The sequence below is a fragment of the Spirosoma endophyticum genome, from assembly GCF_900112365.1.
Lineage (GTDB): Bacteria > Bacteroidota > Bacteroidia > Cytophagales > Spirosomataceae > Spirosoma > Spirosoma endophyticum.
On the sequence record NZ_FOLQ01000012.1, the window covers coordinates 50,692 to 62,286 of the forward strand.

9 protein-coding genes and 1 pseudogene are annotated in these 11,595 nt (G+C 47.9%); 7 read left to right on the plus strand and 3 right to left on the minus strand.

Annotated features, from left to right (window positions below):
• Positions 1 to 85: 85 nt before the first annotated feature.
• On the plus strand, positions 86 to 430 hold the full coding sequence (locus BM202_RS24245; protein ID WP_093827305.1) for a winged helix-turn-helix transcriptional regulator: 345 nt from the start codon (positions 86 to 88) through the stop codon (positions 428 to 430).
• A 135-nt stretch (positions 431 to 565) separates the two neighbouring features.
• On the opposite strand, the gene BM202_RS24250 is transcribed toward BM202_RS24245, so the two are convergent.
• A complete protein-coding gene (locus tag BM202_RS24250; protein WP_093831019.1) occupies positions 566 to 1,510 on the minus strand; it encodes a DUF2268 domain-containing putative Zn-dependent protease in 945 nt (314 codons plus the stop codon).
• Between the two features lie 611 nt (positions 1,511 to 2,121).
• Between BM202_RS24250 and BM202_RS24255 the strand changes: the two genes are divergently transcribed.
• The 3 genes from BM202_RS24255 to BM202_RS24265 are packed head-to-tail and all read left to right on the plus strand — an operon-like array spanning position 2,122 to position 5,167.
• The gene (locus BM202_RS24255; protein WP_143100741.1) at positions 2,122 to 3,054 is read left to right on the plus strand and encodes a hypothetical protein; all 933 of its coding nucleotides are present in this window, start codon (positions 2,122 to 2,124) and stop codon (positions 3,052 to 3,054) included.
• 57 nt (positions 3,055 to 3,111) lie between these two features.
• Positions 3,112 to 3,696, plus strand: a complete 585-nt coding sequence (locus BM202_RS24260) for an RNA polymerase sigma factor (protein ID WP_093831023.1) — start codon at positions 3,112 to 3,114, stop codon at positions 3,694 to 3,696.
• On the plus strand, positions 3,683 to 5,167 hold the full coding sequence (locus BM202_RS24265) for a hypothetical protein (protein ID WP_093831025.1): 1,485 nt from the start codon (positions 3,683 to 3,685) through the stop codon (positions 5,165 to 5,167). Before BM202_RS24260 ends, BM202_RS24265 begins: the two co-directional genes overlap by 14 nt.
• A gap of 55 nt (positions 5,168 to 5,222) precedes the next feature.
• Here BM202_RS24265 and BM202_RS24270 read toward each other — a convergent pair whose 3' ends face one another.
• Positions 5,223 to 6,461, minus strand: coding sequence for a hypothetical protein (locus BM202_RS24270; RefSeq protein WP_093831027.1), 1,239 nt, complete (start codon positions 6,459 to 6,461; stop codon positions 5,223 to 5,225).
• 288 nt (positions 6,462 to 6,749) lie between these two features.
• Between BM202_RS24270 and BM202_RS24275 the strand changes: the two genes are divergently transcribed.
• The 3 genes and pseudogenes from BM202_RS24275 to BM202_RS24285 all read left to right on the plus strand — a co-directional run bounded on the left by BM202_RS24275 (position 6,750) and on the right by BM202_RS24285 (position 10,697).
• On the plus strand, positions 6,750 to 7,898 hold the full coding sequence (locus BM202_RS24275; protein WP_093831029.1) for an alpha/beta hydrolase-fold protein: 1,149 nt from the start codon (positions 6,750 to 6,752) through the stop codon (positions 7,896 to 7,898).
• Positions 7,899 to 7,927: 29 nt separating this feature from the next.
• Positions 7,928 to 8,111: pseudogene (locus BM202_RS38305) on the plus strand (IS3 family transposase); the annotation flags it as partial.
• A gap of 204 nt (positions 8,112 to 8,315) precedes the next feature.
• A complete protein-coding gene (locus tag BM202_RS24285) occupies positions 8,316 to 10,697 on the plus strand; it encodes an ABC transporter permease (RefSeq protein ID WP_093831031.1) in 2,382 nt (793 codons plus the stop codon).
• Between the two features lie 178 nt (positions 10,698 to 10,875).
• Here the strand turns inward: BM202_RS24285 and BM202_RS24290 are convergent, their stop codons facing one another.
• Positions 10,876 to 11,403 (minus strand): hypothetical protein, encoded by a 528-nt coding sequence (locus tag BM202_RS24290; RefSeq protein WP_093831017.1) that lies wholly within the window; start codon positions 11,401 to 11,403, stop codon positions 10,876 to 10,878.
• Between the last annotated feature and the right edge of the window lie 192 nt (positions 11,404 to 11,595).

The following is an 11,595-nucleotide window of genomic DNA, read 5'->3' on the forward strand; positions in this document are numbered from 1 at the left end:
TAAAGTAAGGCGTAAAAGTGGCGCTATAGTAGTGTATATTTGTTACTAATTACAGAAAGGATACTAGTTACATTTAGGATAGTACATGAAGGATCATTCAGATTTAGCCTGCACCAATGTGCATTCGGCCATTCAGGACACGCTGTATGTGGTCAATGGGAAATGGAAGTTGTTGCTACTTTCCATCTTGATTAATGAAGGCACCAAGCGATTTGGTGAACTGGCCAGGGCCTCGGGCATTTCGCCGCGAATCTTATCCAAGGAATTACACGAACTGGAACTCAACCAATTAGTGAGTCGGCAAGTATGCCCTACCAAACCGGTCACGGTGGAATATTCGGCCACCCCTTATGCGGGCACGCTGAAGGAAGTGATTGATGCGATGATTCGGTGGGGCCAGCGCCACAAACAAAAGCTGGTTCGGAGTTAATTGCTTTGGGCGAGCAACTGGCTGGGGTTGAACTCAGCTATCTCTTGTCTCATTTTACGCTCCCAAAAGTGAGATTAATCAGCCACTCAACTTCAGAAGGAAGCACAGGGCAAACTGGATCGTTAACGCCTTTGACTACTTTCCGTACCCACTTCCTTCGTAAATCGCTCTTGGATTGCGTAATCTGATGATTGACTGCAAAGCCGCTGCTTTGTCAGGGGCTTTACGGTAGTAGGCTTCGCAGATTCGATACCCCATCACATAGCCCAGCATACCCGGACGTTGGCGGGCCGCATCGCCAGTCGCTAAAAACCAATAGCTATCCACGGGTTTGTCAAGTTGGCGGGAAAATTCAGCCCAGATCGTTTTTTCCAACGACGAGTCAACCCGGTCGAAAACCGATTGCATCGTTGATTTACCCGTTAGATAATGAGCAATAAATTCCGCTCCCCCTTCCACCAAAGCAGCCTCCAAATTCGTCTTAGGATCTAGCTGCTGCTGATAGTGAACCATCTCGTGTAAGCAGACCACCTCTACCTGATCAATGGTTCCAGCGGCTGCTTGCATGTAGGGTATCAACTCATCACGGGGTGAGTCTTTGGTCAGACAAGTCAATTCAACGCCGATGTAGAGGATATCATTCGTTCGATTGCCCGCCACTTCGAACTTGCCCACGCAGAAAAACAACTCAGGAAAACCACTGGCCGGATAAATCTGCTTTAATTTATGGGCTCCTTGTAGGATGGATGGCTTATAGGTGGGAATAGCCAGGGTGGTGGCCCGAATGGATTGGAGCAGTCGTGGATGGGTGCAGATGGCGGCCAGGAAACTGCTGGCATCCGAACGGGACAACTCTTGATAGAGTTTGAGTCCCCGGGTGGCTTTGCGTAGATAGAATTGGTCAACAATTTTTAAGCTATCAGCTGTGGTTTTGACGGTTGCTAATCGGTCATAAGCTACCCAAAAATTAACAATGTCTTTGGTGTTAATCTTTAGACTGTCAGGATTTGTCGTCTGGAATGACTGAGCTGATGCCGCCAAATGAGCGACCAGGAAAGCGAAGTAAAGGATACGTTTCATGGGATGCTTAGCCTGGAAGAGGAGGCTTGAGTAGGCCTAATCAAAGTTGAGGCCAAGAACTAATCTTGTTCGTAGTGAGGTTATTACGATAGGCCTGCTTTATCCATCCGTCCGGATTCGTACAGTAGGTGTCCACCAACGTACGAAATGATTGGTGATATGGTTATTGACAAGGTAAATGAGTTGTTGAACGCCCTATTAACTATTCGCTGGGGTTGGGCATTATTAAACATATTCGTCTCAAAAACCCCTCCCATTTGAGACAGCTCATGTCGCTAAATTCTACGTTAAAATGGGTACAGATTGGAGAGCAATAGCGCCATCCTACCCCCTAATTTAGATAGGCTTGGCACTGCCATACCCAGTGTTCATTCCTGACCGTGATATTGATAAATAGCCGTCTTCCTGCTGGCCAAAACGCTGGTTGACTCTTCATTCGTTCAACTTGACCAGCAAAACCAAAATCTGCCAATTGCGGGTTACGTTATCAGGTTAGGAAATAAGCGGGCTAGATAATTTTTTTGCCTTTCTGATACAATACCCATGCAACGTTTTTAACGCTTCGGCCCGTCTATAGTCTCAAGCGAGATAACGGTAAATTAGCAATCTACATGAAGTGGCTTTGGGCGATCTTAACTGCTTTAGCCGTATGCGCCTGCAACAGCATTAGCGACATACAGCCATCTGATTCTGAATCTAAATTGATGAATGCTACCCAGGCCATTAAAAGCAGGTATCCTCAGGCAACCCAAATTCAGTTTAAAACCCTGGTGAACGAGCTGTTGTGGAACGCTACGTTCACCCAGCTGTCAATTGCCTATCAAACGCAGGTGAATGCTACGGGCATTGTATCGGCGGTGTTGAAAAGGCTGGACCCTGGTTTTACCCCCTATCAACGCCTGACCGATCAACTCTCTATCCGTGGGGGGACCTTTTCGGATTTATGGGCGGTGGATGCCGATACCAGCTCAACCCGATTGATGGCCTATACCCTACAAGGAACCACTTACCAGTTGACCTATAACGAGTCAGCGACCGGTAAGCCCGTTATTAACCTTAGCCCATTACCACTTTATGCCATCACCAGTCTGCCCGAGTTACCTCAGCGGATACAGGCTTTTTTTTCAACCAATAGCACCAGACTTCGCTTTCAATCGGGTCAGGTTATCCAACGGGCAAGTGGTCCGATAACGTACTGGTTAACGGCTGTCTATCAGGCTGGTTATTCTACCTCGCCAACCACTATTCTACTGTTCTTTGATGAAATGGGAAATTTGACCTGGAGCGGCTGCAATGCCACGAATACCCCTGTTCTTTATAAACCAAATAGTCAGGTTGGGGATGCAACCCTATTAGCGACAACAAGCGCCAGATATCCCGGATTTGATCAGAGTTCCAGTTTAGCCTTTGAAACCTATTACGACGGCTTAGTAAGTGTGCGCTATGTCTTTCAACGGCCCATAGCGACTACGACTGAATCGTGGGAGGTTGGGGCACAATGGCCCACCGGGCAACTGGTTTATACGACCTATCGCGCGAATTAACCGATCTGATTCCTAACTTTTACCTATTTAGGCAGCCGTTGATCGGACGCTTAGCTGATGAAATTATTTCGTTCGAAACATGCCGACTCAGTAACCCAACTCGTTAAAGCCTGTCAGCGGCAGGATCATCGGGCGCAGGTTCAATTCTATGAACGATACAAAGGTAGACTCATGAGTATTTGCCTTCGTTACGCCCGAACGGTGGCCGAAGCCGAAGATATTTTTCAGGAAGGTATTCTGAAAATCTTTGACCGAATCAGTGAGCTAAAAAAGCCCGAGGCCGTCGATAGCTGGGTTAAAACCGTCATGATTCGCTTTGCCATTGACTATTATAATCAGGTGACCAAAGCGCAGAAGCAGCAGGTATCTACCGACTCTATTGATATGGACTGGGAGTCAGAAGACTACCAGAATCTGTTCAGTAAACTCAATACGGATGTACTGCTGGAGACAATCAATGAACTACCCGATGGCTACCGAATGGTGATTAACCTCTACTTTGTCGATGGCTACCCCCATACGGAGATCGCCCAAATGCTGGGTATTTCGGAAGGCACGTCCCGTTCGCAGCTGTTAAGGGGACGAAATTTACTCATCAAAAAGTTGGATCGTAAAGGCATTAAACACCATGAAACTTTCTAACAGTGAGCTCAATAAGGCCCTGAAGAAACGCCTGCAGCATTCGTTAGGGAATCATGCGGTAGCACCCAGATCGGCCCTTGATGCCAACATCTATCAGGCCTTGCAGCATAAACAAACGGCAAAAACCCGATCGCGGCAACGCCTGGATCGCCTGGGTAAAACGGGGCTTGTCATCCTACTAGGTCTATCCATATCGCTGTTTATCGAACCAGTCAGCCAGACTTCAACGCGATTACTCAACCGAGTAAAGAACGTAGCGCACCATTTACCCCCTCAATTACTATCTCACCGGGACATACAACAGGCTCGTGCGCTGCCTATTGGCCAGTCAATCCCCTCGGACTCAGTTGATCCCCCCCCTTTTATGGCTCATCGCCCAGACCATCAAGCTAAAGTCGCGGCAAGTCAAACACGGGAGCGCTTGCCCGATCGCCCACGAACGAACGGATCAACGGATCAGCGTTCCATCGTTTCTTTCATCAAAGGAACCCAGACAGATGGACTGCGTGAAGCCGGTCAAGTAACTCCCTTACCCAGTCACCAACGGCGGGTTAGGTTGAACACTGAACGTAGCTGGCAACAACCTACGACGTTCGTGAACGCCCGTCATGGTCCCAAGCGCGGTACCGATCAAGATGCCGTTGCACAAAATCAATCGGTACAGGAAAGCAATTACCTGACTGACCAAGAGCGCTTAATGCAGCCAATGAAGTCTTTATCGACAAGACGAACGAATGATCTTGTTGTGCTTAAACCCATTACAGCGCTTTCGTTCACCCATCAATTGACCGATCCGGCTATTCGGGTTGTTCAGCCACCAACTCCTAGTTCCCAAACCAAATTGGGGCGACAATTGACATTGGTTGAAAAAATGTCCGGACTCCAGTGGCTTTTTAGTGTAACGCCCCTAACCACCAGACAGCGCGTGATTCTGTTACCAAACCCCCAAGCCAGCGTGCAGGATGTTCGGTTCCCCCAGGGATTGACGCAATCCGCTGGCTATAAACTTAATATGGGTGTAGAACAGAACGGTTTTCAGCTTTTGCTGAGTTATACCCAACTCCAGATGCGTTCAGACTATGCGTATAGTACCGATCAGTATGTGGTGGAAGAAAACGGGAGTCACTATAGCGTTAAACGGATAGGAACGCCCGCCACAACAACGACCTCCTTACAATTGGCGGGTGTCGCCATCAGGAAGCAACTGGATGTCCATCAGCCGTTGTTGGGCCGACTCTTTGCGACAATAGGCCTGGAGTATTCCCGCTCGCTGGATTCAGCCCCGCAAGACTTTGTCTTTGTCAGTGCAACGGCTGGTAAAACGATTAGGCTGCCTGGAGGACCCAGTCTGTCTATTGGGCCGTATGTCGATTATAGCTTCACCCAGATTCAGCCAATCGATCAGCTTCAAATCCGACCCTACCAAGCGGGTTTGTCCGTCGCTTTTAAACTAGGGCAACATACCCATTAAAAACACGGACCACAGGGTTTTCCTGTGGTCCTTAACTGAACGGATCCGAGTCTTCTCAGAAGTTTTTATACCGGGCCGTAAGCGAATTGACTTTGGCGGGCACCCTGTCATAAAAGTTGGTTTGTGTGCCTTCGCTGCCGACTAAGTTCCCTCTTTCATCGTACGAATACATCAGATCACTAGCATAGACCGTACCCCGCTGTTCGGGTTTCAACTGTTCACTCACGTAGGTATTTGTAAACTCTTCTCTACTGAGCTTATTCCATTTATTGAGGTGCCATTTGGTAACTTTTATCGAGAAAAGTTCCTCTTTAGGGACCTGATCAAAGTTGAATTCGGGTTGATCAATGCCCACTTTGCTTTTCCAAAATGAATAAGCGGTATTGATAATTAACGTCTCCTCTTCTGTATACGTATAGGTGAGCACTTGCGGTGGCTGTTGTGTCCATTGACCCGTAAACTGAAAAAACATGAAATTCATATCACCCCGCTCATCATGCCGGTCAAAACTATAATCAATTAATCGCCCCATATCATAGCTAGGTCTGAACGGTGTCATTACGGTCATATTGGTGACCCGTCGTGTAATTCGCCCTTGATTATCGTACGTGTTGTTCTCAAACAAAGCTGAACCTTTAACTCGTCGACTTAGCAGGTGATGATTCGTATCGTATACATAGTCCCATTCACGGGTAACCACTGGGGCTCCATCGGCTGAATATAGGATTTCTTTTACCGGATTATCATACGCATCATACCTAGCTTCATAGACCGGTTTAGTCCCTAATTTTTCCTGGGTGAGCATTCCAGTCTCAGTGAAGGTTCGGAATCGCTCGGAAACCACTAATTTCTCACCCTTCTTAGCGTTGACGGTATAGGCAATCTCATAGGTGATATTGGCCGTATTGCCCTGGTACTCGTATTCGTTGATTAGCTGTCGATCGGGGTCGGTAACGGGTGCGCTTCCGGGACAACAGGATTGATTACCTAGTTCATTAAAGATCTGAACCGTTTTTTTTATTCGTAGATGAGTGTCGTATTCCAGCTTAACTGAACTGGTATACTCACCGGTGGGTGTAACCCCAAATGGATAAAAGACGGACACTTTGGCTAGGGTTGGTATGCCATTGGCATCATAGTCAGTCACCTGGTAGGTGCCCGGGAAATTGGTCGTGTACGTTAGTACACTTCGGTTAGACTGATTAGCTATAGGAGAATCCGATGGATCAGGTTCGTTTTTTTTGCAACTACTAGTAAGGGCCAGGAAGACGAAGAAAATAAATAGCTTTTTCATGGGACTATAATCGAACAAGTAGCTGAATGCTTACTCACCTCAATAGACCGCATCTAGCCATGGAAACGTTGCATCTGGGTGATATGGTCAATGTAGAATTTCATCAGCCCCCTATAAGCTCGACGGAATTTGTACCATTTCACATCTCACAAAATGCTCAATCGTGAGACGAAGGTGTCATCATCTATCTGTTTCTCAAGATGGGGGTTGGTGAAACCGTGAATCCACAAATAGTTAGCCACAAGTTTTGTACTTTGGTTAGTTAAAAGCACTAATTCAACTGGACTCATGCGATTTGACCGATTCTGTTTACTCCTTTTTCTTCTGCTAAGTTTCACGACTCAGAGTCAGCCAATAGGAACCGTCAGTATTGGCTCAGAACATACATTGATCTCTCGGGTACTGGGTGAGGAAAGACATTACTTCATTAATCTGCCTGCCTCTTATCAGAAAGATGAATTCTATACCGACAAGAAATACCCGGTGTTGATCCTGCTGGATGCCGATACCAATTTTCGCTTTGCCAGTTCCATGATTCAATTCATGAGTGCCGGTGAAACTGAACAAATACCCGAAATGATTGTCGTGGCGGTTGTTAATACGGCTCGAACGCGTGATATGACTACCGGTCTAGGGGGACAAAAAGACAGCTTTTTAACCTTCTTAGAAAGTGAATTACTCCCTCAGATTGACCAACAGTATCGAACGTTGCCCTATCGGGTATTAGTAGGTCATTCACTGGCCGGTCTATTTGCCCTCAATTGTTTTTTGCAGCAACGCGCCTTTCAAGCGTATATCGCTATTGACCCCACTCTTACTTGGGGCCAAAACGCAGTGATCAAAAAGGCAACTCCCATTCTAACTAGCAATCAATCGGTAACATCGACGCTGTTTTTGGCCCAAGCCAATAATCCTTTTGAGCCAGGTCAACACACGGGATTGAGAGGCAACGCATTTGATACGTTCCGAGCCCTCTTAATCGGTAACCAATCCAAGCACTTGGCTCACCAGTATATGTTTTATCCGCAGGAGAATCACTATTCAGTTCCCCTCCAAAGTTTTCGGGATGGGTTGCTATTTGTCTTTAGTGGCTACGAATTTCCGATCCAAACCTTTCTTGACCAAGGCAGTATGAGCATAGTTAGTCATTATAAACGATTTACTGAACGATTGGGTACTGTTGTATTATCCCCTGGTAAGGTAATCAACCAGATGGGTCATTTTCTGCTTCAAAGTCAGAAGCAAGTTGATCAAGCCCTACAGCTGTTCAAGCTCAATGAAGCGTACTACCCCCATTCGGTTGTTACCTACAACAGCTTAGGGGAGGCTTATAAGTTGAAAGGGGATAAACAAACCGCCATCCGCTACTATGAGAAGTCATTAGCTTTGGACACGTCCAATGAGAAGGCCAATAAAGCACTTCAGAAACTGAAATAGCCGTATGCTACGGGTGATCGGCGACCCGCTTTAAAAGCCTGAAGTCGGAATTGGTCTATCAACAGGATTTCCAAACTCGGGCTATTGCTGAACAGGCTGTCTTTGAATATATAGAGGTTTGACGGTCCGCCGTTGGGGTATAATCGGCAACGAAGGCATTCGGCGCTGGGTTATCTATCTCCTTATGAATACTACACTGAGCAACTACAATAGGTTGCTTAAAGATTTGTCTAGTATTTTGTTGCAAGTCCAGTCTTTAAATAGATACTGATCAATAGACCCATAGCGGACAAGTGTGTCCGAAATCGTACATGCACTTTCCCTAATAGGGCGGTTAAAGCGAACTAGGCTGGATTTGACCCTATGGTACGATAATTGTCCCACTCAAATTAACTTGATCGGTTAAGCCGTGTCCCTATGCTACGGAACTATCTTAAGATTGCTTGGCGGAACCTGCTCCGCAACAAAGTCTACTCGTTCATCAACATTGGTGGGTTGGCCGTGGGTATGGCCGTAGCGATGCTGATCGGTTTGTGGGTGTGGGATGAACTCAGTTTTGACAAATCATTTGCCAACTATGACCGCATTGCCCAGGTGATGCAACACCAGACCTATAACAAGGAGATTGGTACCCAGCGGCCCATTCCGTTCCCGCTGGGGGCCGAATTGCGTCGGAGCTACGGCGACAACTTCAAGCACGTCCTAATGGCATCTTGGGTGACGCCACGTGTGCTGACGGTTGGCAATAAGCATCTTTCCAAGAGCGGCATATCGATTGAGGCCCAGGCTCCCGACATGCTGACGCTGAACATGCGGAAAGGTACCCGAGCGGGGTTAACCGACCCGGCCTCGATCTTACTGTCTGAATCGGTCGCCCATGACTTATTCGGCGAGACCGACCCGATGAACAAACTCATCCGACTCGATAATAAAACGACGGTAAAAGTGACGGGCGTTTATGAAAATCTACACCATAACTCGTCCTTCAGCAATTTGTCCTTTATTACACCGTGGGCTTTATACCTATCGGAGCAAACTTGGATTCGAGAGATGGAAAACCCTTGGCGTTCCAACTCGTTTCAGTTGTTTGTTCAGTTGGCTGAACAGGCTGATATGGATAAAGTATCGGCTAAAATAAAAAACGTTAAGCTGAAAAATATTCGTCCCGAGGAGCGACGCTACCAGCCGCAGGTTTTCCTCAATCCCATGCGGCAGTGGCATTTGTATTCGGAGTTCAAGGACGGCGTTCGTACCGGTGGCCTTATCCAGTTCGTGTGGCTGTTCGGGAGTATTGGCGTATTTGTATTGCTGCTGGCCTGCATCAATTTTATGAACCTCAGCACGGCCCGCTCCGAAAAACGAGCCAAGGAAGTAGGCATCCGCAAAGCCGTTGGTTCGCTACGGGGGCAGTTGATCACGCAGTTTTTTGGCGAATCGCTGTTGGTGGTGGCATTGGCGTTCGGACTGGCTTTAGCCGTTGTATTCCTTACGTTACCCACTTTCAATCAAGTAGCCGAGAAGCAGATTCACCTGCCGTTGACCAATCCCCTCTTTTGGTTGCTGGGTCTGGGTATCAGTCTGCTTACGGGGCTGATTGCGGGAAGTTATCCGGCTTTATATCTGTCGGCGTTCAAACCCCTCAGCGTGCTCAAGGGCACTTTTCGAGTAGGGCGTTTTGCGGCTGTTCCACGACGAGTGCTGGTAGTCATGCAGTTCACCGTTTCTATTACCCTGATTGTCGGTACCATCATCGTCTTTCGTCAGATTCAGTTTGCCAAAAATCGCCCCGTTGGCTACAGCCGGGCTGGACTGATGACGCTGATGGGCACGGAGAATACCCACAAGCACATCGACGCCATACGAACCGAGTTAAAAGCCGCCGGGGTCGTTGCTGAACTGGCGGAATCAGGGAGTCCCACTACTGACGTTTGGAACACCAACGGCGGTTTTGAATGGCGCGGCAAAGATCCTGGCCTGTCAGTTGACTTTCCGAATACTGAGGTATCCTACGAATTCGGAAAAACGATTGGCTGGCAACTCGTGGCTGGTCGGGATTTTTCGCGGTCGTACGGCACGGACTCGACCAGTTTCATCATTAACGAAGCAGCCGCTAAGTTCATGGGCTTTACGAATCCGATTGGCGAAGTTGTCCGCTGGGACGGGCAACCGTTCACCATCATTGGGGTTGTGAAGGATATCGTCGTGCAATCGCCTTACCAGCCCATCCCGCCATCTGTTTATCACTTAGCCCCCGACAACGGCAATGTGGTTACGATTCGAATAAACCCGGCCGTCAGCACCAGTCAGGCGCTGGCGGGTATCGAAACGGTCATCAAAAAGTACAACCCAGCGATTCCATTCGACTACCGATTTACGGATCAGGAATACGCTAAAAAATTCGGTGATGAGGAACGGATCGGTACGCTGGCGTCAATCTTTGCGGTACTCGCCATCTTCATCTCGTGTCTGGGTCTGTTTGGGCTGGCTTCGTTCATGGCCGAGCAACGCACGAAAGAGATTGGGATGCGGAAAGTGCTCGGCGCGTCGGTGCTGAACCTGTGGGGCCTGCTCTCTAAAGACTTCGTCGTACTAGTTGTCATCGCCCTCTTCATCGCCACGCCCATGGCGTATTATTTTCTCAACGGCTGGCTTCAGCAGTACGAGTACCGCACCGACATCGCCTGGTGGATTTTTGCGCTATCAGGGGCGGGCGCGCTAGTCATCACCTTGTTGACGGTCAGCTTTCAAAGCGTGAAGGCGGCCCTGATGAATCCGGTCAAGTCATTGCGTAGTGAATAAGTTTGGAGTTGGCTGGCTGATTTAATTCACTAAATCCTTGGTAAGCGCTTATTCTCACAAATCGCTGATTTTAATAGCTGTCCAGTGATCAGCCACCGAGGCTCAATTCGTAGCCTGCGTGGTGCTATTCACCAGGCGGCTACGAATTAGGGCAAACAACCTAGACTGAGCCAAGGAACTATGCTACCGGTGGATTTTGATAGCCAGACAACAGCATCCAAGCCCCCACGCCACTTCCTATGATAAGCACCTCGGTGCCACTGAACAAGATCAATACCAGAAAAAAAGTGAACAGGCCGAATACAATTCGTAAATAAGTGTCCATCCGCTGGCCCAATCGGTAGAGAAGCGTACGGAATAAGAGCGAAATACTGACTATCATTAATGCCCCAGTAAAACCTCGTTTTAACCCTCCGGCCACCATCAACCATACGCCCTCAGGTAACAATAGCACACTGAGTAAGGCTACTTGTTGAGCGTACAACTGCCACCGATGATAGGGAAAGTTACGAGCAAAACGCAGATAGAAGGCCTCAAACTCACTCGATTGATAAATCAGGATGCAATGAGTTAGGGCAACACATAAACTAATGAGCCCAACCAATCGAACATCGCTATGGGAGTCGGGAAATACGCTAAACAAGACACCAATACTGAGTAATGAGGCTACTTTAGTAATAATATAGGAAATTCGTTTAGTAGCCACCAGGTCGTATAAAAACAGGCTGAAGAGTGGCTTGGGCCATTGGCGTAACCAGCCTAAATGATCTGCTTTAGCGGCCGACTCGCTACTTGTCCTGTTGTGGACTTGCTACATTTGACTGGAGACGGTTTTTAGGCACATTTGGAGGCAAACCCGAAAGTACCCATGAAAAAAAGACGTGTATTTGACGAGACA